Below are 20,201 nucleotides of genomic sequence, written 5' to 3'. Positions count from 1 at the left end.
GATAGATACACAAAACAGATAGATACACAAAAACCGCTGTATATAGCGGTTTTTATAACTGTATTATTATGCATAATACAGATTGTTCCGGGCAAAATGCCCGTTTTTCACCCGCTATATTCCAATCGCCTGCACCTGTTCCAAAAACTGCTTTGCCACACGGGGCGAACGTCCGCCGCGTTCAAGCGCATAGATCTCAGCCTGACGGAAAAGCTCGTCGCGTTCGGTCTTGATACTGTAAATATCGGCGAGATGTCCAACGATTGCAAGATATTGTTCCCGATTCGGACGGGAGAACGTGAGCGTGAGGCCGAACCGGTCCGAGAGGGAGGTAAGCTGCTGCACCGTATCGTTTGCGTGCACCTCATCGCCCTCGCGGTCGGAAAAGGTCTCGCGCACCAAGTGACGGCGGTTGCTGGTGGCATATACCGCCAGATTTTTCGTCCGCGCGGAAACAGAGCCCTCGAGGATCGCTTTCAGCGCGCCGAAATCATCGTCGTCCCGCGTGAAGGAAAGATCGTCGATGAACAGAATGAATTTCAGCGGATTTTCGCCCAAGCTATCGATCAGGCCGGGGATCATACGAAGCTGATTTTTTTTGATCTCGATCAGCCGCAGCCCTCTTCCGGCAAATTCGTTCACAACAGCCTTTACGGTAGAAGATTTTCCGGTGCCGCTGTCGCCGTACAGCAAGACGTTTGCGGCGGGCTTCCCGTCCAGCAGCGCAAGCGTATTGCGAATGACACAGCTCCGTTCATATTCATAGCCGGATAACTCGGAAAGCCGTGTACTGTCCGGATGCTTCACGGGAACAAGGTTCCCGTCTGCAACTGTAAAGAAATGATGATTTGCAAACGGGCCGTAGCCGTATATGCCAATGTGCGCGATATGCTCCCGATAGGCGCGTATAAAATCATGTTTTGATATTTCCCAGTCGGGCAGGAAACCATCGTAGGGAATGAGGCGTTTTACTTGTGCGCTGGAAACGGCGGATAATTCCTGAAGAATGGCAAGCTCATTCTTCAGGCAGCGTTCCAGCCCGTGCGCGGGCCGCTCTCCTTTGCCCTTTTTCAGCGCATACAGGTTTTCGCTTTCCAGTACGGCATTTAAAATATGATCGCTGAAATTCGTTCCATGTGCAAAAAGATGAGCGCAGAAGCCGGAATAGGCATCCAAGCATTTTTCAGGATTGCCCTGCTCGGCGGCGCGCATCAGTGCGGTGAATTTCCGCAGGACCGGAGTTTTCAGCAAATTGCGGAATAATACGAGAGAATGAAGCTTCAGAGACAATTGCTGCAAAGTTTCCATGATATAGCTCCCTTTCTGCCAAATCTAAAATACCCGTTTATTATACTGCGTTTTCTTTTTGAAAGCAAAGGCCGCAGGAACAGAAAAGGGGCCTGCACTAAGGTGCAGGCCCCTGCCGTTTGCGAACCGCTCAGCCCTGATTTACTTTCTGGCGGTATGCTTCCATTTCCCAGTTAGTAATGAAATCGATCAGCTCGGGCGTCATGTGCAGAGGACCTCCGAAGTTTTCCGAATAAACGGCGATCTTTACCGCATCAAGGAACAGCGCCTTTGAAGTCGCGATCTCCTTTTCCGTATTTCCGAGGATAAACGCGCCAAAACCCTTGATGCAGACGATCTTGGGAGCATAGCCGTTTTTGTCCATGAATTCCGTAAACTTTACGTCGAGCAGATCGGGAGCTTCCGTATACAGGAATTCAGCCTTGCAGTAAACGATATGGTCGGGCGTGAAAGCTGCCGAAAGAGGGGCAAAAGCGCTCTTTGAAGCCGTAAGGGATAAAATTTCCCGATTGCACAAAAGCTCGGCCTTTCCGTTCGGCGAATAGAGCGCGGCCAGTTCGCGCTTCAGGGCTTCCGCCTTTTCCATATCGCAGGAAGCTTCTGAAAAGTCCGGCGTGCGGCCGAGCCTGCCGTTTAGCTGCCCGATCACATGTGTCATCAGCGCGTCGATCTCCTCCCGCGTGTCGGCGGCAACAAAGATACCATGATTTTGCAGCAAGAGGATCTGCGCTTCTTTTCCGTGCTTCGCCTTATATTCCGCGAGCTTTTTCCGGCACAACAGCGATAACACATAGCCCGGGCGTGAAAGCGGGATCCATACATGCTCGCCGGGGAAGAGCTCCGCCGCGATCCTCTCGCCCTCCTGCCCGCAGGTGAGGCCGTTTACCAGCGCCGGATGTATGTGCAGGATCAGACGGAACGGGAACAAATTGTGAAGCGTCGTTTCAACGCTCGGGCGCTTTTCCTCAAAGCCGGGAAGGCGCGCGGCCATCATGTCCGCAAGAGAAGCCGCTTCCCGCTCTTTATCGCCGGACGGGTAATCCGCCGTCATCATGGCGGAGAGCTTTGCACGGTCCATACCGACGAATCCGTCTTCCGTAATGGTAGCAAGCGTCGTCCCCGAGCCTTTGATATACATTTCCCGCTCGTCTTTCAGAGAAGTATTTCCCCCGCCTGCAAGAACGTAATCTTCGTTTTTGCCGTAATCATTCGAAAGTTTTACCAGTTCCGCAAGATTCAATTTCGTTACCTCTTTTCCTGAATTTTGTTTAGATTTTCCTATGAAAATCGTGAGAAGCATGATATAGTAAAGATGAGTTTGAACGTTTCATACACTACTGCTTCATTATATGTAATTTATTTGTGCTTTTCAATAAGAAAATTGTGAAAAAATAACACAATATTGAGGGGCAACAGAAATGGAGGAAGAGCGATGGATCAGGAGACATTGTTAAAAGGTTTAAACGCGCCGGAAAAGCAGCAGCGCCTTGAAGCTCTGCGCGGCCTGCGCAAAATGCTTGACGAAGGACAGATTGCGGAGCCGGAGCGCACGACGGACACGAACAATCACGTTCACACGACGTATTCGTTTTCTCCCTATTCGCCGTCTGCGGCAGTCTATTATGCTTACATGAGCGGACTGTGCACGGTCGGGATCATTGACCATGACTCGATCAGCGGTGCGCGGGAATTCATAGAGGCAGGGGAAATTATGCGTATCACGACCACGATCGGCTGCGAGGTACGCGTGAGCTTTGCGGGAACTCCTTTTGAGGGACGCACGCTCAACAATCCGGACGAGCCGACAGTCGCCTATATCGCACTGCATGGCCTGCCGCACAACAAAATAGACGAAATGGACGCCCTGCTCATGAAAATCCGCGCGAAGCGCAATGAACGGAATGCACAGCAGGTGCAGAGGCTGAACGGGATCATAAAGCCTTACGGACTCTCGCTGGATTTTGAAGAGGACGTGAAGCCGCTTTCCATGGCGCACGATGGCGGCAGCGTCACGGAGCGCCATATCCTGTTTGCACTGACGAAAAAGCTGATCGGCCGATATGGAAAAGGAGAAGGGCTGATCCGCTTCCTTGAAGAGCGTATGAGGCTCACGATCAAGCCGAATGTGAGGAAAATGCTCGAGGATACGGAGTTTTTTGCCTATGAATACGATGTGCTCAATATCTTAAAGTCGGAATTTGTTCCGCAGTTCTTCATTGCGGGAGGCGAAGACAGCTTCCCGGTGAAGGAGGTCGTGGAATATGCGCGTTCTCTGGGCGTGATACCGACCTATTGTTATCTCGGAGATGTGGCGGAATCGCCCACGGGGGATAAAAAAGCGCAGAAGTTTGAGGATGAATTCTTGGACGAACTATTCCCGTTCGTAAAAGAGCTCGGCTTTGAAGCGCTTTCCTATATGCCTTCGCGGAACACGATGGAACAGCTTGTGCGCGTGATGGACAAATGCCGTGAGCTTGACTTCTTTGAGATATCCGGAGAAGATATCAACCAGCCACGGCAGAGTTTTATCTGTATGAAGCAGCGCGACGAAGCGTTCCGGCATCTGTCGGACAACACATGGGCGCTCGTCGGACACGAAAACGCGGCGACCGCCGACCCGGAGGAGAGTATTTATTCGGATAAGATCAAAAAAGAGTATCCCGGGCTGAAGGAACGGGTAGCCCATTTTAAGGAGATCGGACTGCAATACAAAAAATAAAAACCTGTCAATACAAGAAAAGAGGCCGCCCGGCGGTCTCTTTTTGTGCCCGAAAAACAGTATGGAAAATTATCTGCGAAAGATTTTATGAGCCGTTTGAGCAGGAAAGATACAACTGTGAAACAAACGGGCGGTATCGTAGATAAAAATCCAATAGACAGAGGTAAAAAATGAAAAAAGTAATTGCAGCCATTCTAACGGCGGTCCTGCTCCTTTTCTGTACCGCCTGCCAAACGGAAAAAGCCGCGAAAGAAGGAGGAGCGGCGGTATTCCTTCCGGTGGAGAGCGGCCAGCCGGAGCGCCTTGCGGAAGAGACGCCCGCGCCGTCTTCTGACGCGATCCCGTTTCCCCAAGGAGGGGAACCGATTAACCGGTTCGATTTACAGTTTACGCTCGACGACGCTTCGCATACGCTGGTCGTACAGGAAAAGCTCAAGTATTATAACGGTACGGGAAACGGACTTACAGAGCTTTACTTCAATCTCTATCCGAACGCTTTCCAGACGGACGGCGGCGGAATCGAATTGAAAACGTTTGAGATAGAGGGAGAGGCGTCGGAGCTTGCGCAGGCGGATGGAACGGTTTGGAAGACAGAACTGCCGGAGGAGCTTCCGGCAGGAGAAACGGTCGGCATACAAATGGAATATATCGTCTGCATCCCCAACATCAACAACCGCTTCGGTTATCAGGATGAGGTTTATAATCTGGGGAATTGTGTGATCACGCCCGCCGTATATGGGGAAAACGGCTGGACGGTTGAGCCGTATGTGGACCTCGGAGACGCATTTTATACGGATATAGCGGATTATACGGCGGAAATAGAAGTGCCGGACGGCTACATGATCGCAGCGGGAGGAACGGAAACACAGCCGGGTATATTTGAGGCGCGGAACGTGCGGGATTTCGTGTTTTGCGCGGGTAAGGCGTATGAGCAGCGTTCCGCCGAGGTACAGGGGACGGAAATTCATGTTTTCTGCGATAAGGAACTGCCGGAAACAGGGGAATTTCTACTGGACGCGGCGTGTAAGGCGCTTACGCTCTATAATGAATTGCTCGGACGGTATCCCTATGATACGCTGACAGTCGTGAGCAGCGGCCTTACGGGAGGGGTGAGCGGCACGGAATATCCGACGCTGATTATGGTCGCGCCTGAGGTGCCGTTGGAGCAGTTCGAGATGGGGATATCCGGTTCCGATGGCCCGGGGAGAGAATATTATGAAGCACAACTCGCGGTTACGGTGGCGCACGAGGTCGCGTACCAATGGTTTTATGGAATCGTAGGCAACGACCAGATCCAGGACCCGTGGCTCGACGAGGGCTTTTGCCGGTTCGCGGAATATTTCTACGAGCAGGAATATCTGCCTGAGGAGATCGAAGGCTTTTATTGGAAGCGGGAACGGTTTAAAGATACGGACGTTATGCAGCGGGGCGGAAACGAAAACACGATAAGCGACCAAACGAAGATCGGCGGTTCTCTTTATGATTGGCTGAACGAGCCGGCCGAATATTCGTCCGGCGTATACGATAAGCCGGCGGCGATGCTTTATCAGATGATGCTGCAGATGGGCGGGGAACAGTTTCTGAACGCTTTGAAGGAATATGTCGCCGTGTTTGCGTGGGATTTTGTGTCGCCCGGGGACTTCAGGGCCTTTTGGAACGGAAAAGAGGATTTTTCCGAGCTGTTCGCTTTATATATGGGGGAAGCATGAACGGAAAGCGGCCTGAGCTTCCTAAAAAATGGTGTAAAATAAAGGAAAAGACGGTTGTACAGACAGGGAAAAAAGACTACAATAAATGCAATGAAAGAATTTTTGCCGCTCGCATAAAGGAGGAAGAGCAGATGCCGCAGAGAATGATATTAAATGAAACGTCCTATTTCGGGCAGGGGGCGCTTTTGAATTTGCCGGAGGAGGTGCGCAGGCGCGGTTTTCGGAAAGCGCTTATCATAACAGACGCCGTTTTGGTAGAACGCGGCGTTGTCGCTAAGGCAACGGCGTTTTTGGACGCAAACGGTATGCCCTATAATATTTTTTCGCAGGTGAGAGCAAACCCGACCGTAGACGTCGTAAAGAAGGGGCTCAATGCGTTTCGGGTGAGCGGAGCGGATTATTTGATCGCGATTGGCGGAGGTTCGTCTATCGATACGGCGAAGGCGGTGGGGATCATTGCCGCGAACCCGGAGTTTTCAGATGTCGTGAGCCTCGAGGGAACGGCAAATACGGCGCGTCCGGCGGTTCCGATCATCGCCGTTCCCACGACGGCAGGCACGGCGGCGGAGGTAACGATCAACTATGTTATCACAGACGAAGAAAGAAAACGGAAATTCGTATGTGTGGACGCGCACGATATCCCGCAGGTCGCGATCGTGGATCCGGATATGATGGCGTCTATGCCGCGGGGGCTTGCGGCGGCTACGGGAATGGACGCCCTGACGCATGCCATAGAGGGTTATGTGACAAAGGGCGCATGGGAAATGACGGATATGTTCCATCTGCAGGCAATCAAAATGATAGCGGAAAATCTTCGGGCAGCGGTGGACGGCAACGCGGCGGCGCGCGAGAAAATGGCGGCCGCTCAATATATCGCGGGAATGGGATTTTCAAACGTAGGGCTGGGAGCGGTGCACGGAATGGCGCACCCGCTGGGCGCGTTTTACGATACGCCGCACGGAGTGGCAAACGCGGTGCTGCTGCCCTATGTGATGGAGCATAATCAGGACGAGACGGGAGAAAAATACCGCGAGATCGCACGGGCGATGGGCGTTTCGGGTGTGGACGGCATGAGTCCGGAGGAATACCGCCGGGCGGCGGTCGAAGCGGTGCGGGAGCTTTCAAGAGCGGTCGGTATCCCGCAGACGCTTGCAGAGATCGGCGTGCGTACGGAGGACCTTGAAGACCTCGCAAAAGCGGCGCTGCGCGATGTGTGCACGGGTGGAAATCCAAAGGAGATGACGGAAGAGAGCATTCTCGGCGTGTATCGCTGGGCGCTTGGGATTTGATTTTAAAAGATAAAGAGGAGTATCAAAATAAGCCTCCGGCCTTATAGGCCGGGGGCTTTTAAATACTGTATGGCAGTTTTGGTATAGGTGCGGAACGCGGAGGGAAGCGCGTGCGTATGCGCCAGCTCCTCCCATGTGCACCATGTGAATCCCTCGCCCGGAGAGGACGTGTCCACGAGATAACCCGTCATGCGCCATTCGATGTGCGTAAAAATATGCTTCGCAGGCGCGAGCGGTACAATGCGGTACGGAACGATACCGGAGGCGCGGAGAAAATCTTCCGCCTCCGCAGAAGAAAGCGCGCCCTCTGTACCCGGAAATTCCCACAGGCCGGCGAGCAGACCCTTTTCTTCTCTTTGCCGTATGGCGGCGCGGCTGCTGCGAATGAGCACGAATATGGTGCGCGCCTCGATCCGCCGTTTTTTCTTTGCGGCTTTTACGGGGATATCGCCTGTGAGCCCCTCCGCATACGCCCGGCACAATGAAGCGAGCGGACATTTTCCGCATAGGGGCTGCCCGTTCGGCAGGCAAACGACAGCGCCGAGCTCCATCATCGCCTGATTAAAATCGCCCGCACAGCCGTGCGGGAGGATTGCCGCGATGTCTTCCGAAATACGGAGCTTTACTTTTGGATCGGCAATGTCGTCTTTGCTGGCGCGCAGGCGGGAAACAACGCGCAGTACGTTTCCGTCTACCGCCGGAACAGGAATGCCGAACGCGATAGATGCAATCGCGCCTGCGGTATAGGCGCCGATACCGGGAAGAGAAAGCAGAGCATCAAAAGAGGAGGGAAGCTCTCCCTTCCATTGCTCCACAATGATTTGGGCGGCTTTTTTCAGGTTGCGCGCCCGATTGTAATATCCAAGCCCCTCCCACAGCTTCATCAGCTTTTCGTCAGGAACCGCTGCGAGCTCCGCGGGGGAAGGAAGCGCATGCAAAAAACGCTCGTAATACGGCATGACCGCCGTAACGCGCGTTTGCTGGAGCATGATTTCAGATATCCATACGCGGTATGGGGAGGGTTCGTTCCGCCACGGCAGGATACGAGCGTTTTCGCCGTACCATTGGAGCAGCGGGGCGGGAATACGGGATAAGACGTCCACGGAGCTTCAGCCCTTGGAAGCGTGCTGCTTCAGATAGGCTTCGATATCCGCGACGCGCTGAAAAGAACGCAGGTCGTCGTTCGATATCTCCACGCCGAATTCGTCCTCAAACGCCACAACAATGTTGATCACGTCAAGCGAATTCAGTCCGAGGTCGGCAGTCAGCCGGGCATCCGGAACAATGCTGCCCCGGTCTGCTCCCGAATATTCCTGTAAGATGGTAACGATTTTTTCAAACATGATGCTTCCTCACTTATTTAAAACGAAACGTTTTATTTTTTTGGTCGTGGTCTTTTCAAATTCCACATCGCGGAATTTGACCGCCTGTATCTGCTTATATTGGGGAAAAGACGCGTTGAGCTTATCGATCTCCCCGCGCAGGAACGCCTGCACATCCGCGACCTTTTCACGTTCCGCGGCTTCGATATCCGGGAACAGCTCTGCTGTAACCGCGCCGCCGCTTTCATAGACGACAGCCTCTTTGATAAGCGGTATGCGCATCAGATAGGTCTCCAGCTCTTCCGGACTGATGTTTTCCCCGTTGCTCAAAATAATCAGGTTCTTTTTACGGCCGGTGATGTGGAGAAACCCTTTTTCATCTACACGGCCAAGATCGCCTGTGCGGAACCAGCCGTCCGAAAAAGCGGCCTGCGTCTCCGCGTCGTTTTTGTAATATCCGAGCATTACATTGTCGCCCTTCACAAGGATCTCGCCGTCCTCTATTTTCAATTCGCAGCAGGGAAGAGCAGGGCCCACCGAAGAATCATTATAATACTTTTCACGGTTTACTGCAACAAGCGGGGAGCACTCCGTAATGCCGTACCCCTGCAGCATCACGATGCCGAGATCGCGGAAAAATTCTGTGATCTGCGGGTCGAGCGCCGCGCCGCCTACAAAGGCTTTTTTGAAGCGCCCGCCAAACGGCTCGTATACGTCGCGGAACAGCCTGCGCGGAACGCCAAGGCCGAGCTTACGCATAAAATGGCTTAACTTTCGCCCAAACATCAGCTTTTTATATTTCCCCATCCGTTTGGCGCCCTCGATCACCTGCTTATACATCGTTTCGGAGAACATGGGAACGAGCGACATACCGGTTGGCTTAAATAATTTCAGGTTATCAAAAAAATATTTCAGATTTTCGTTGAAGCATACGACCGTGCTGGTGTGGAGCATTGCGAGAATGCCACAGTTGCTTTCGTAGGCATGATGCAGCGGGAGTACGGAAAGCATGACGTCGTCTTCTGTGAAGCTGACGTGCTTGCAGGCGCAGTCAAAGCTTGTGATCAGGTTTTTCTGCGACAGCATAACGGCCTTGCTGTTGCCGGACGTACCCGACGTAAAGAGGATAGCGGCCATTTTTTCCGTATCGGGCTGTATGTCCAGATAAGAACGGTCTCCTGCTTCAAGCAGCGCACGCCCCTCTTCAATGAGCGCGCCGAGCGTCACGCCGAACGTCTCTTCGCCGTTCGTGCTTGCAAAAAGCGTTATTTCGGGCAGCGAGGGCGCGAGCTCCTGCATTTTTGCTTCGTAGGTTTTGGAAAAAAAGACGGCCGTCGCATCGGAAAACCGCATTTGTTCCGCGAGCTTTTCAGCGGGCAGGTCACGGTCGAGCGGTACGATCACACCCGCGCCGCATAAAACGGCCATATAGACGAGCACCCATTCGTAGGAGTTTTCGCCGATCACGCAAATGTGCGCGTCTGCAAGTCCGCGGCGGCAAAGAGCCGTTCCAAGCGCGTTCACATCACTTTCAAATTGCTTCCATGAAATACCTTTATAATGATTGCGGTCGATACGCACGCGGAAAGCGTCTTTTTCGGGCGTGCGGGACGCAGGCCAAGAAATCACGTCCCGAAGTGTGGAAACGGGCCGCGTCTCATAATAAGGATAGGGTCTCAATGTTTTTCCTCCATTGCTTGCTCTTTTAACATACTAAATCATTATACCAGTTGGGAATGGTTTTGTGAATATAGCTGGCGGAAAAACAGTGCAGGAAAGATACGGATCGGAGGGCTGCCCTCCGGCCCTTTTATTAAGGCTTTAGCTAGGCGAGTACACAAAAGATGAGAAATATAAACCACCCATTATACGGATACGCGATAAAAGTTATATCTCAAAATTGCTGTTAGATTTTTGGAATGATACTTTGGAGTACCCAAGCTATCTATCCTGCTGTTTTACTAAATCGAAATGAGTAGAAGACGACAGTATTATATCGTATCGGAGAACGGAATCGCACTCGAAATTTTGTATGCATGGCAGAAAGGCAGATGAGGCAAATAGTTTATGACGATGAAAGACAGGGTATAAGTAACGCAACAGAAGGGATAAACGTTTTTGAGCCGGGAAAAATCAAATGATATAAATGAAACAGCAAAACACAGTTAAAAAAGAAATTTTTGTTATTTCTATCGGAGATATATCTTGACACAAGCGATATTGTTTTCTCTGCTGCACAAGAAAAGAACCGAATTGGTTCGGAAAGGAAGATTTTATGAAAAAAAGAAAATTGTTTGCCGTTATAGCGGCGGTAGGCATCTTATTTGCATTTGGAGCGACTGGATTCGCAGCGGGTGCGGATACGAAAACTTCGGAGGCTTCGATTGAATTCAAAGCCGGGATTCTGGAATTGAATTCTGTTCCGGCACTTGATTTTGGAGCGCATACGATCGATGGAACGACTACTCAGTTCCCAATGGCTGACGGCACCCCCTCTATGCAGGTGGCGGACGCGAGGGGAAACGGCGCAGGATGGAAAGTAACAGCTGCGCTTGGCGCGTTTTCCACAACAGGAGGCGCGACGCCTATTGAGAGTGCGACGATCACGTTAGGACAGGGTACCTCAAGAGCAACGGGGACCTTAGACACGGCTCCGACGGTCAAGCAAGCCGTTACCTTAGCGGCAAACGGCGCGTCGGATACGGTTGCAACGGCTGCTGTAAGCTCTGGACGCGGAACATGGAACGTGGACTGGACTGCGGGCAACATCATGATCGATGTGCCGATACAGCACCAGCGTACAGGAACGCACACGGCGACACTCACATGGACACTGGAAGATGCGCCGTAAGAGAAAAACGGAAAACGTGTACCCGGGTGAGACCGGGTACGCGTTTTATATGGACGATCTTTGTATAGACGGTAAACCCGGATCTGACAAGGAGAGGATAGAGTGGGAATAAATATTTAGTGTTTTCTGAATCCTGAAAAGCGTTGGTAATACAGCGTTTTTCAGGATTTTTCTTTTTTGCCGGCTACAAATTGGCTACATTTGCAGCGATTTTTGTAGCCAGAGGCTCACGGCATGATGCCGTCAAGCTGTCTGGCTACCTCCACCTGCTTGTTGGGGTACAGGTGGCTGTACGTGTCCATCGTGGTCTGCACCTTCTCGTGTCCGAGCCGCTCCGCGATCAGCAGCGGTGAGAAGCCCATCTCCACCAGCAGGCTGGCGTGGCTGTGACGAATGTCATGCACCCGGATGCGCTTTACCCCCGATGCCTTGCAGCCATACTCCATTTCGTGATACAGAAAGCTCTTGGTGTAGGGAAACAGCCGATCATCATTTTGCAGTCCGTAGCAATGGGACATATACTCTTGCAAACAGTTGCAAAGACCGTCGGGAATGGGGATAGTGCGGATGCTTTTCGGTGTTTTCGGAGGGGTGATAATATCCTCTCTGCCGAGGCGCTGATAGCTCTTGTTCACCGTCAGGGTCTTCTTCTCGAAGTCGATGTCCGACGGTGTGAGCGCCAGCAGCTCTCCCTCCCGAATCCCCGTGTAGTACATGGTCATGAATACCGTGTAGCTGGCGGGACGGTCTTTCATGCTCTCGATAAAGGTCTGGAACTCGTCCTTTGTCCAGAACAGCATCTCATCGGCTTTCTTCTTGCCCATGCTCCCCGCCTTGTGGCAGGGATTTTCTTTCAGCCCATAGTATTTGACTGCGTAGTTGAAAATTGCCGTGAGCTGGTTGTTGATGCACTTGAGATAGGTCTGGGCGTAAGGCTTGCCGTTTTCATCCCGATAGCTGGTCAGGGAGTTCTGCCATTGGCGCACATGAGTGGGCTTGATCTCGTTCAGCGGGATTTTCTTGAAGAAAGGCGTTACCTTCAGGTCAATCAGCCATTTCTTGCTGGCAACGGTGGAGGGCTTGAGGCGGTGCTCCATATCCTTGACATACAGGGCGATGAAGTCACCGAAGGTCATGCCGAGGCTACCCGTGGATTGGCTGATGAAGTCACGTTCCCATTGAAGGGCTTCCTTTTTGGTGGCGAAGCCGCGCTTCTTCTTGTGGATGGTCTTGCCCGTCCAGTCCGTCACGCGGATCTGGGACATCCAGCGACCGGTGTCGCCGTCTTTTGTTACTGACATTTTTACCTCCTTCCCTCAAGAATCGGGCTTTGATGGGGTTATTTACTCATTACTCTCGTTTTTACCGTATTCCTTTTCCAAAAGCTCTGTCCGTCTTGCAATCAGTTCATCACGGTCAAGTTCTTCCGGCTCTGTGCATTTGACTGCGTTCGCGGCATAGTATGCAAGCGTCTGCTCCTTCCAGCGCTTATATGCTGCCTGCGTGGAGTTATAGGCGCGAAGCTCGCTGCGTTCGTCCTCCCACTGCTCAAGGAACAGGCACATATCGGCGTTGAACTCTGCCATGCTCTTTCCGTCAAAGGAAATGGAACATTCCCACTGCTTGCTGCGGGGTGGCTTCTGCACGTCGATCTTGAAGTCGATGCCCTCTACCGTTTCCAGCTTGAAGAGAAAGTCCATCACGTCGGAAAGCGTTCTGATCTGCGTTGTACTGGATTCGTAGCCGAGGATATAGGTCGGCGTTGAATCCAACAGGTCGGCAATCTGATTGACAACGGCAATCGACACTTCGATCTCTCCAGTTTCGTACTTCTGTACGGTGCGGAGAGATTTTTTCAGCATTTGTGCCAGTTCGGTCTGGTTCAGCCCCTTGCGTTTTCGGAGCTGCTTGATTCTCTGCCCAATGGCGGGATAATCGAAATTGTCCATATCTGATTCACCTCGTCCATATCATACCACAGAATAAAGCGAATTGCAAGTACATATTTTTGTTCCGTAAAGGCTTGACAGATGCACCTTGTATTCGTATAATAAAATATGTACTCAGGGTACGTATTTCGGAGAGGCTGGAGAAGGGAGGTGAACAAAAGATACGCAGGCCGAGGCAGATCACATTGAAACAGGAGGTACTATGAGAGCACAGTTTATCACAGCGTCAGAGGTGGCAGAGATCATGGGAATCAGCCGCAGCAAGGCGTATCAGATCGTCCGGGAAATGAACAGGGAACTGAAATCCCAAGGCTATCTGACCGTAGCCGGAAAATGCCCTGCCCAGTATTTCAAGCAGAAGTTCTACGGCTTCCAGATTCCCGGAGGTGAGTGCAATGACGGAAAATGAGAAAACGACCGCCCTCATCCCATCTGTTGGCGCAGATGGAGGGCAGCCGCCTCACAATTCAACTAACCAGAGCATACCACATGAAACCTGCGAAAGCAATCCCCCGGAGGAAAATATTGAGGAAATGCGTGAGAAAATCCGGCGCATGAACGATCCTCGTTATCTTCATACGGTTTCCATGACAGAGCTGTATCAGACCGCCTACAAGAGCAGACCGCCCGTCATAGACGGTCTGCTCTACTCCGGGGCATATATCCTCGCAGGAGCACCCAAAATCGGAAAATCATTTCTGGTAGCGCAGCTTGCCTACCATGTCAGCACAGGGCAAAGGCTGTGGGGTTATGAAGTCCATTCCGGCACGGTGTTATACCTCGCGCTGGAGGATGATTTCCAGAGAATCCAGAGCCGGATGTTTATGATGTACGGCGTGGCGGATACCGCCAGCCTGCATTTTGCAACGGCAGCAAACAAAATCGGAAACGGTCTTGACGAGCAGCTTGAGAATTTCATGCGCGAGCATCCCGACACCAAACTCATTATCATCGACACCATGCAGAAAATCCGGGAGGTCGGCGGCGAGGCGTACAGCTACGCCAGCGATTATGAGATCATCGGTAAGCTCAAGCAGTTTGCCGACAAGCACTGCATCTGCGTTTTGACCGTCCACCACACCCGTAAGCAGCCTGCCGGAGACAGCTTTGAGATGATCTCCGGCACAACGGGATTGCTCGGCTGCGCGGACGGCTCGCTGCTTATGCAGAAGAAAAAGCGCACGGCGCTGGACGCCACCATTGACGTGGTGGGACGCGACCAGCAGGATCAGATTCTCTATCTGAAAAAGGATGCCTATACGCAGATTTGGGATCTTGAAAAGGTGGAAAACGAGCTACACAAGGAACCGCCCGATCATATTCTGGAAGCGGTTGCCAAGCTGGTGTCCGCAGAGCAACCGGTATGGACAGGCTCACCCTCTGCGCTTGCCGATGTCGTTTCTGCTGGCATGGTGGCAAATGCACTGAGCAAGTATCTGAATGTGAAGTCCGGTAGGCTGCTGGATGAATACCATGTCCGCTACGAGAACAAGGTTCGGCATGAGGGGCGGCGAATTACGCTGACCTATGATGCTGAAAGCAAATAAGCCGCGCGACGGCTGCGACGGTTGCAACGGTGAAAATGATACCTCTAAAACAACCGTCGCAATCGTTGCGACCGTCGCGGATAGGAAAGGATAGAAAAATGAAAAGCGTACAAATCCCCTATGATCTGTTCATCGACCTCGCCATGTACCATCTGCGGGGCGAGGATGATTTTGAAGAAGAAATTCGGCAAGGCTTGGAGAAGAAGCTCGACGCCATGCTGAACCGGCAGCTCTATTCCCAGTACAAGACCGCTCCCACCGAAGAGGAACGGGAGCAGGCAAGGCAGGAGTATCTTGACCGCTGTGGAGTGCCGCAAAGCTATCGCTGGACTACTCCTCCTTGGGAACTGTGACAGGAGCGTGGCACGCTCCTGTTGCTGGAGGACAAGGCAAAGCATTGGCTGACACAGCCCCTCGCATCCCCGTCCCCATCGAAAACCCCGCAGATTTTGAGATGGATGGCGGAGAGGATTTTCAAAATTCTCTCTGCCTGTGGGCGGCAGCGTTGAAGCAAATTCGATTGCTGAAAGGCTGGCGGTCACGCTGTGGATTTTGCAAAGTGGGTACTACTTGCAAGCCACGGCAGAGGCTTCCGCAGAAGCCGCATACCCCCTCGGAGAGCCCACGATACTTTGCAGCCGCAGGATGAAAGTATCATAGTGGGTTATTACACTTCCGCAGAAGTGCCTCCCCGAAAGCTGCCCCGTCCTGCACAATCTGAAATCAGGAGGTAAACTGCCTATGGCAAGAGGCGACGGTATCCATCGTACCAACGCAAGAAATATGAGGCTGACCGCTGCCAGAATCGGCAACGCGCAGCAGCACAACGAACGGGAAAAGGAATCCTATGTCAATCAGGATATTGTCCCGGAGAGAACGCACCTCAATGTCCATTTCAAGAAACCGACCGCCGGATATGCGGAGATGTTTGAGCAGTTGAAAAAGGACGGGATCATCTCCACCCGTGGATTGAAAGAGGATGCCTTTCTCTACGGCGAGCTGGTCTTTGACGTAAACACCGCCTATTTTCATAATCACGGCGGCTATGACTTCGCAAAACAATTTTACACCGGCGCATACAAATCCGCAATAGAAATCGTCGGCGGCGAGCAGTATATCCTTTCGGCGGTCATGCACGCCGACGAGCGCAACCGCGCCATGTCCGACGCGCTGGAGCAGGACGTGTACCACTATCACCTTCATGTGGTCTACATTCCCGTCGTAGAAAAGCAAATCCTGTGGTCGAAACGCTGCAAGGATAAATCGCTGGTGGGTACGGTCAAGGAAACAATACAGCAGGTCAGCATGAGCAAAAAGTGGGATTCCAAGCCCGCGCTGGACGAGCATGGGAAACCGCTGCTGAACGCAAACGGGAAAACTGTGCTCCGAAAATCCTATTCCGTTCTGCAAGATGATTTCTTCGCTGCCATGCGACAGGCAGGGTATGACGATGTGGAGCGAGGCGAACGCGGCAGCTCCGAGGAACATCTGACGGTGACGCAGTTCAAGGTGCAGCAGGAACAGGCGCGGCTGGCAGAATTCACAGAGCAGAACCGTCAGCAGGAAAAACAGGCAGCAACGCTTGGGAGCAAAATTGAAAAAATCCAGAATCAGCGGGTCGATGTGCGGTCTATCAAAAAAATCGTGGCAACGTCCATTCCCTTCTCATCCAAAGTTGCCGTGGAGCGTGAGGACTTTGACCGGATTTCCACTCTGGCAAAGAAGTACGTTACAGCAGAGAAAAAGGAATCCAAACTGCAAAAGGCGGTGGATGCGGCAAACAAACTGATTGCAAAGCTCAAGGCTGAGATTGACAGTTTGAAACAGGAAATTTCTGATTATAAGTCTGTCCACAGCAAGCTCCGTGCGGCAGAATTGGAGCGTGAAAATACGGAGCTACGCGGGAAAGTCCGCAGCTATGAGGATGTAATTCAGCGTAATAATCTGTGGCGATTCTTCCATCCGCTCAGAGAAAAAGCGGTCACGAGGGACGAAGCTCGCTGATTCCTGTGTAGAGCCGGAAAAAACGCATTTTATCGAATGGGAGCGCGTCGGACAGGGCAGACATCGTCCGGCGCGCTCCTGTTTGAAAATCGCCATTTTTCCCAAGTCAAGAGCCGAAGAAAATCCCCCAAAAACACCCCTATTGCGTGACAGAGCCGCAGAAAGGATAAGCCTATGAGAACAGGACTTACCAAGCAGGAAAAGACCACCGAAATCTACTTTGACGAGAAAGAACCCATCATCTTCATCCGCACCCACAACACAGACCTCAGGAACAGGCTGACCGAGTACAGCCGCAAATATCCTGCCGCCTGCAAGCTGACAGACTATGACCCGGACACAGGCTGCATGGAATTTGAGATTGAAAAGGGACACTTCTCTTTCCGGCTGACCGCCCCATACAGCGAGGAGCGCCGCAGGGCGGCAAGCGAGGCGGCAAAAAACGAATAAAAGGGTTTTAGGGCTTCGTTGATTGTTGCGTTGGCAGCTCCACCGCGATGGTCGTGCCCTTGTCCGAACTTTTCTCTACCCAAACGGAGCCGCCGTGGAGGTCGGCGATCTCCCATACCAGTGAGAGCCCAAGTCCTGCGCCACCGTATTCCCGGCTGCGAGACTTGTCCACCCGGAAGAAAGGCTGGAAGATACTGCGCTGATACACCTCCGGGATGCCGCAGCCGGTGTCGGAAACGCGAATGATGCACTTTTCCTGCCCCTGCGCAAGCTCGACCCGCACCGAGCCGCCGGGACGGTTGTATTTGACGGCGTTCTCCGTCAGGTTAAAGAGCAGACGATAGATCAGCGCGTCGCTGCCGGTGAGAGCGGCGTCGCCCTCCGCTTCCAGCGTGATGCTTCGCTTCTCCGCCAGCGGCGCAAGATCCGTTAAGATCTCCTCAACCATGGGGGCGAGCTGAAGCTGCTCGTTCCGCGCCACCTGCTGCAAATTGCTCATCTCCAGCAGTGTCTTGGTCATCTGCGTCAGCCGCTCCGTCTGCTCGCGCAAAAGCGTGAGGAACTCCGCCGTCTCCGGTCGCACATCGGGATGCTCCGCGGAAAACAGCTCCAACTGCGCCTGCATCAGCGCCAGTGGCGTGCGCAGCTCGTGGGCGGCGTTGCCGGTGAACTGCCGCTGGGCGGAAAAGGCGTTGTTCAGTCGCTCCAGCATCTGGTTGAACGAGCGGCTCAGCTGCCGGAACTCCGAAATAGCGTCCTCATCGATCCTCATATCGGCAAGATTGTTCAGCTGCACCTGCTCCACCTGCGAGGCAAAGCTGCGCAGGGGCTTGAGAGCGCGTCCGCTGACGAAATAGGCGAGGATGCCGCTGAGCAGCGTTACCGCCGCCGTGATATACCAGTTGGTGGTGCGGAAGCGCCCCTGCACCCCATCGACGACGATGGTCAACTCCTCGTTGGGCGCTATGAGCTGCGGGTCAAAGCTCGCCGCGCCGCCCTCATTCAGGATCACCGTGCCGCCGCCCTGTAAGCTGTCCGCAATGGTGTCCATATAGTACACACCGGAGGAGCACAGCAGCAAATTCATGGCCACGCAGGTGATGCCGATGAGCAGGACGGACATCAGCGTGATGCGCCACTGCAAGGAAAGCCGCTTCATTCCTCCTCGCCTCCCATCAGATAGCCCGCGCCGATGCGGTTGCGGATGGGGTCATAGCCCAGCACGGCGCGGAGCTTTTTGCGCAGGGCGGAGATGTGGACGCGAATGGAATTGCTGAAGCTGTCCACGCTATTGTCCCAAACGCGATCCATCAGCTCCTCCTGACTTACTGGCCTTCCTTGATGCGCCATCAGGTATTCCAGGATTCCCGTTTCCTTGCGGGTCAGCGTCAGCGTCTGCCCGTTGACAGCGGCGGTACGGGAGCGGGTGTCAAAGGTCAGACCTCCGCAGCTTAGCAGCACATCCTGCTGGGTGAACTGCCGCAATGTCAGGCTGCGGATGCGGGCCTCCAGCTCCGCCAAGTGGAAGGGCTTCGCCAGATAGTCGTTCGCCCCGGCATCCAAGCCCTGCACCTTGTCCTCCACCTCGCTGCGGGCGGAGAGGATCAGCACCCGCGTCTCCCGGTCGGTCTGCCGCAGGGTGCGCAGCACCGTCATGCCGTCCTTTTTCGGCAGATTCAGATCAAGAAGCACCAGATCGTATCGTTCCACGCCCAGAAGCGCCAGCGCCTTTTCCCCGTCATAGCAGTAGTCCACGCTGTAGGCCAGCCGCCGCAGGCTGCGGACGATGGTCTCGCACAGGGCGCGTTCATCTTCAATTACTAAAAGGTGCATGAGAGCCCTCCTTTTTATTTTTCCGTTTTTGTGTTGCTTTCATTATAGCAAAAACAGATAAGGTTTGCGTTAAGTTTTCGTTCTTAACAGAGACTTTAACTCTCCCGCGCTATGATGGGGGCAGAAAATCGGAAAGGGTGATGAAAAATGAGCTGCGGGAAAAAGGCCGCGGCGCAGATCGTGCTGCTGATGGCCGGAGCCGCCATGCTGTGCTTTGGTGTCTGGCGGGGCGAGGCGGCGACAGTGCTGAGCAAAGCAATCAAATTATGTCTGGAGTGTGTGGGCATTGGGTAAAAAGTTTTCAGGCGTTTCGCAGACCATGTCCCGCTTCCGGGGCTGGATTCAGGCGGGGGCGACGCTGCTGACCAACCTGCATCTGCCGAATTTCCTCAAGGGCGGACTGTATCAGGGGGCGGGGAAGACTGTCTGCGTGCCGGGGCTGAACTGCTACTCCTGTCCGGCGGCCTCCGGAGCCTGTCCCATCGGGGCGTTTCAGGCGGTGGTGGGCTCGTCCAAGTTCAGCTTCTCCTATTATATCACAGGCTTTCTCATTCTGCTGGGCGTGCTGCTGGGGCGCTTTATCTGCGGCTTCCTCTGTCCCTTCGGCTGGTTTCAGGAGCTGCTGCATAAGATCCCGACAAAGAAGCTCTCCACAAAGAAGCTCAAGCCCCTGACATACCTCAAATACGCTGTCCTGCTGGTGATGGTCGTTCTCCTGCCGGCGTTCCTTGTGAACGATGTGGGCATGGGCGACCCGTTCTTCTGCAAATACCTCTGCCCCCAGGGTGTGCTGGAGGGAGCCATCCCGCTGTCCCTTGCCAATTCCGGCATCCGGGCGGCGCTGGGCAGCCTGTTTACCTGGAAATTCAGCATTCTGCTGTCGGTGATCGTGCTGAGTATCGTATTTTACCGTCCCTTCTGCAAGTGGCTGTGCCCGCTTGGCGCGTTCTATGCGCTGTTTAACAGTGTGTCCCTCTTCCAGATGAAGGTGGACAAGAGCAAGTGCGTCTCCTGTGGGAAATGTGCCAGAGCCTGCAAGATGGATGTGGACGTGACAAAAACGCCCAACCATACCGAGTGCATCCGCTGTGGGATGTGTATACGCGCCTGTCCCACAGGTGCCGTTTGCTTCCGCTACGGCTTTGGAGACGGTCAAGATAAGCAAACCCTTGCGGCCAAAGCGCCGCAGAAAAACAACGACATGAATCAGGAGGAATAAA

The 20,201-nt window shown here is 53.3% G+C and carries 20 protein-coding genes; 11 read left to right on the top strand and 9 right to left on the bottom strand.

All coding sequences use genetic code 11. From position 1 onward, the window contains the following. Positions 1–114: 114 nt before the first annotated feature. Positions 115–1,308, bottom strand: coding sequence for an ATP-binding protein (locus PUP29_RS05045; RefSeq protein WP_079546858.1), 1,194 nt, complete (start codon positions 1,306–1,308; stop codon positions 115–117). A 130-nt stretch (positions 1,309–1,438) separates the two neighbouring features. After that, positions 1,439–2,548 (bottom strand): class II aldolase/adducin family protein, encoded by a 1,110-nt coding sequence (locus PUP29_RS05040; protein WP_353423950.1) that lies wholly within the window; start codon positions 2,546–2,548, stop codon positions 1,439–1,441. A 192-nt stretch (positions 2,549–2,740) separates the two neighbouring features. Here PUP29_RS05040 and PUP29_RS05035 point away from each other — a divergent pair, with 192 nt between their 5' ends. From PUP29_RS05035 to fucO, 3 genes are all read left to right on the top strand, one after another. Next, positions 2,741–4,027 carry a PHP domain-containing protein gene (locus tag PUP29_RS05035; protein ID WP_079546860.1) on the top strand — a complete coding sequence of 429 codons (1,287 nt, stop codon included), beginning with the start codon at positions 2,741–2,743 and terminating at the stop codon, positions 4,025–4,027. Between the two features lie 170 nt (positions 4,028–4,197). Further along, positions 4,198–5,736 (top strand): M1 family metallopeptidase, encoded by a 1,539-nt coding sequence (locus tag PUP29_RS05030; RefSeq protein WP_079546861.1) that lies wholly within the window; start codon positions 4,198–4,200, stop codon positions 5,734–5,736. Positions 5,737–5,867: 131 nt separating this feature from the next. Next, entirely contained in the window at positions 5,868–7,025 is a 1,158-nt protein-coding gene (gene fucO, locus PUP29_RS05025) for a lactaldehyde reductase (protein ID WP_079547845.1), read from the top strand. A gap of 41 nt (positions 7,026–7,066) precedes the next feature. On the opposite strand, the gene mutY is transcribed toward fucO, so the two are convergent. Genes mutY through PUP29_RS05010 form a run of 3 tightly spaced genes read right to left on the bottom strand, consistent with a single transcriptional unit; the run spans position 7,067 to position 10,027 of the window. After that, positions 7,067–8,128 (bottom strand): A/G-specific adenine glycosylase, encoded by a 1,062-nt coding sequence (gene mutY / locus PUP29_RS05020; RefSeq protein ID WP_079546862.1) that lies wholly within the window; start codon positions 8,126–8,128, stop codon positions 7,067–7,069. A gap of 6 nt (positions 8,129–8,134) precedes the next feature. Further along, entirely contained in the window at positions 8,135–8,368 is a 234-nt protein-coding gene (locus tag PUP29_RS05015; protein ID WP_079546863.1) for an acyl carrier protein, read from the bottom strand. Positions 8,369–8,377: 9 nt separating this feature from the next. After that, a complete protein-coding gene (locus tag PUP29_RS05010; protein WP_079546864.1) occupies positions 8,378–10,027 on the bottom strand; it encodes an AMP-dependent synthetase/ligase in 1,650 nt (549 codons plus the stop codon). 595 nt (positions 10,028–10,622) lie between these two features. Here PUP29_RS05010 and PUP29_RS05005 point away from each other — a divergent pair. Next, a complete protein-coding gene (locus PUP29_RS05005; protein ID WP_079546865.1) occupies positions 10,623–11,198 on the top strand; it encodes a WxL domain-containing protein in 576 nt (191 codons plus the stop codon). 227 nt (positions 11,199–11,425) lie between these two features. Here the strand turns inward: PUP29_RS05005 and PUP29_RS05000 are convergent, their stop codons facing one another. Next, positions 11,426–12,499, bottom strand: coding sequence for a site-specific integrase (locus PUP29_RS05000; protein WP_353423949.1), 1,074 nt, complete (start codon positions 12,497–12,499; stop codon positions 11,426–11,428). 42 nt (positions 12,500–12,541) lie between these two features. Further along, positions 12,542–13,147: a helix-turn-helix domain-containing protein gene (locus PUP29_RS04995; protein WP_353423948.1), complete on the bottom strand. Its 606-nt coding sequence runs from the start codon at positions 13,145–13,147 to the stop codon at positions 12,542–12,544. Positions 13,148–13,349: 202 nt separating this feature from the next. Between PUP29_RS04995 and PUP29_RS04990 the strand changes: the two genes are divergently transcribed. The 5 genes from PUP29_RS04990 (at position 13,350) to PUP29_RS04970 (ending at position 17,148) form a co-directional block, all read left to right on the top strand. Continuing rightward, a complete protein-coding gene (locus PUP29_RS04990) occupies positions 13,350–13,556 on the top strand; it encodes an ICEBs1 excisionase (protein ID WP_353423947.1) in 207 nt (68 codons plus the stop codon). Beyond that, positions 13,543–14,694, top strand: a complete 1,152-nt coding sequence (locus PUP29_RS04985) for an AAA family ATPase (protein WP_353423946.1) — start codon at positions 13,543–13,545, stop codon at positions 14,692–14,694. Before PUP29_RS04990 ends, PUP29_RS04985 begins: the two co-directional genes overlap by 14 nt. Before the next feature lie 98 nt (positions 14,695–14,792). Continuing rightward, the gene (locus PUP29_RS04980) at positions 14,793–15,047 is read left to right on the top strand and encodes a complexin-2 (RefSeq protein ID WP_353423945.1); all 255 of its coding nucleotides are present in this window, start codon (positions 14,793–14,795) and stop codon (positions 15,045–15,047) included. Positions 15,048–15,435: 388 nt separating this feature from the next. Continuing rightward, on the top strand, positions 15,436–16,698 hold the full coding sequence (locus tag PUP29_RS04975) for a plasmid recombination protein (RefSeq protein ID WP_353423944.1): 1,263 nt from the start codon (positions 15,436–15,438) through the stop codon (positions 16,696–16,698). 174 nt (positions 16,699–16,872) lie between these two features. After that, positions 16,873–17,148 (top strand): hypothetical protein, encoded by a 276-nt coding sequence (locus tag PUP29_RS04970; RefSeq protein ID WP_353423943.1) that lies wholly within the window; start codon positions 16,873–16,875, stop codon positions 17,146–17,148. A gap of 7 nt (positions 17,149–17,155) precedes the next feature. Here PUP29_RS04970 and PUP29_RS04965 read toward each other — a convergent pair whose 3' ends face one another. Next, positions 17,156–18,307, bottom strand: a complete 1,152-nt coding sequence (locus PUP29_RS04965; RefSeq protein ID WP_353423942.1) for a sensor histidine kinase — start codon at positions 18,305–18,307, stop codon at positions 17,156–17,158. Continuing rightward, positions 18,304–18,981, bottom strand: a complete 678-nt coding sequence (locus tag PUP29_RS04960) for a response regulator transcription factor (RefSeq protein ID WP_353423941.1) — start codon at positions 18,979–18,981, stop codon at positions 18,304–18,306. The genes PUP29_RS04965 and PUP29_RS04960 overlap by 4 nt, the downstream gene beginning before the upstream one ends. A gap of 147 nt (positions 18,982–19,128) precedes the next feature. Between PUP29_RS04960 and PUP29_RS04955 the strand changes: the two genes are divergently transcribed. Both PUP29_RS04955 and PUP29_RS04950 read left to right on the top strand, forming a co-directional pair. Then, on the top strand, positions 19,129–19,275 hold the full coding sequence (locus tag PUP29_RS04955) for a CD1871A family CXXC motif-containing protein (RefSeq protein ID WP_165643166.1): 147 nt from the start codon (positions 19,129–19,131) through the stop codon (positions 19,273–19,275). 25 nt (positions 19,276–19,300) lie between these two features. Next, on the top strand, positions 19,301–20,200 hold the full coding sequence (locus tag PUP29_RS04950) for a 4Fe-4S binding protein (RefSeq protein ID WP_353424060.1): 900 nt from the start codon (positions 19,301–19,303) through the stop codon (positions 20,198–20,200). Position 20,201 lies beyond the last annotated feature (1 nt).

The sequence above is a fragment of the Christensenella massiliensis genome (assembly GCF_040409835.1).
Lineage (GTDB): Bacteria > Bacillota > Clostridia > Christensenellales > Christensenellaceae > Christensenella > Christensenella massiliensis.
The sequence above is the reverse complement of the archived record's forward strand: the minus strand, read 5'-3'. Positions and strand labels throughout refer to the sequence as shown.

Excerpts from the sequence above, each read along its gene's own strand:
- PUP29_RS05045 (WP_079546858.1), bottom strand. The coding sequence starts at position 1,308 with ATGGAAACTTTGCAGCAATTGTCTCTGAAGCTTCATTCTCTCGTATTA.
- PUP29_RS05035 (WP_079546860.1), top strand. The coding sequence starts at position 2,741 with ATGGATCAGGAGACATTGTTAAAAGGTTTAAACGCGCCGGAAAAGCAG.
- PUP29_RS05030 (WP_079546861.1), top strand. The coding sequence starts at position 4,198 with ATGAAAAAAGTAATTGCAGCCATTCTAACGGCGGTCCTGCTCCTTTTC.
- fucO (WP_079547845.1), top strand. The coding sequence starts at position 5,868 with ATGCCGCAGAGAATGATATTAAATGAAACGTCCTATTTCGGGCAGGGG.
- PUP29_RS05015 (WP_079546863.1), bottom strand. The coding sequence starts at position 8,368 with ATGTTTGAAAAAATCGTTACCATCTTACAGGAATATTCGGGAGCAGAC.
- PUP29_RS05005 (WP_079546865.1), top strand. The coding sequence starts at position 10,623 with ATGAAAAAAAGAAAATTGTTTGCCGTTATAGCGGCGGTAGGCATCTTA.
- PUP29_RS05000 (WP_353423949.1), bottom strand. The coding sequence starts at position 12,499 with ATGTCAGTAACAAAAGACGGCGACACCGGTCGCTGGATGTCCCAGATC.
- PUP29_RS04995 (WP_353423948.1), bottom strand. The coding sequence starts at position 13,147 with ATGGACAATTTCGATTATCCCGCCATTGGGCAGAGAATCAAGCAGCTC.
- PUP29_RS04990 (WP_353423947.1), top strand. The coding sequence starts at position 13,350 with ATGAGAGCACAGTTTATCACAGCGTCAGAGGTGGCAGAGATCATGGGA.
- PUP29_RS04985 (WP_353423946.1), top strand. The coding sequence starts at position 13,543 with ATGACGGAAAATGAGAAAACGACCGCCCTCATCCCATCTGTTGGCGCA.
- PUP29_RS04980 (WP_353423945.1), top strand. The coding sequence starts at position 14,793 with ATGAAAAGCGTACAAATCCCCTATGATCTGTTCATCGACCTCGCCATG.
- PUP29_RS04975 (WP_353423944.1), top strand. The coding sequence starts at position 15,436 with ATGGCAAGAGGCGACGGTATCCATCGTACCAACGCAAGAAATATGAGG.
- PUP29_RS04970 (WP_353423943.1), top strand. The coding sequence starts at position 16,873 with ATGAGAACAGGACTTACCAAGCAGGAAAAGACCACCGAAATCTACTTT.
- PUP29_RS04965 (WP_353423942.1), bottom strand. The coding sequence starts at position 18,307 with ATGAAGCGGCTTTCCTTGCAGTGGCGCATCACGCTGATGTCCGTCCTG.
- PUP29_RS04960 (WP_353423941.1), bottom strand. The coding sequence starts at position 18,981 with ATGCACCTTTTAGTAATTGAAGATGAACGCGCCCTGTGCGAGACCATC.
- PUP29_RS04955 (WP_165643166.1), top strand. The coding sequence starts at position 19,129 with ATGAGCTGCGGGAAAAAGGCCGCGGCGCAGATCGTGCTGCTGATGGCC.
- PUP29_RS04950 (WP_353424060.1), top strand. The coding sequence starts at position 19,301 with ATGTCCCGCTTCCGGGGCTGGATTCAGGCGGGGGCGACGCTGCTGACC.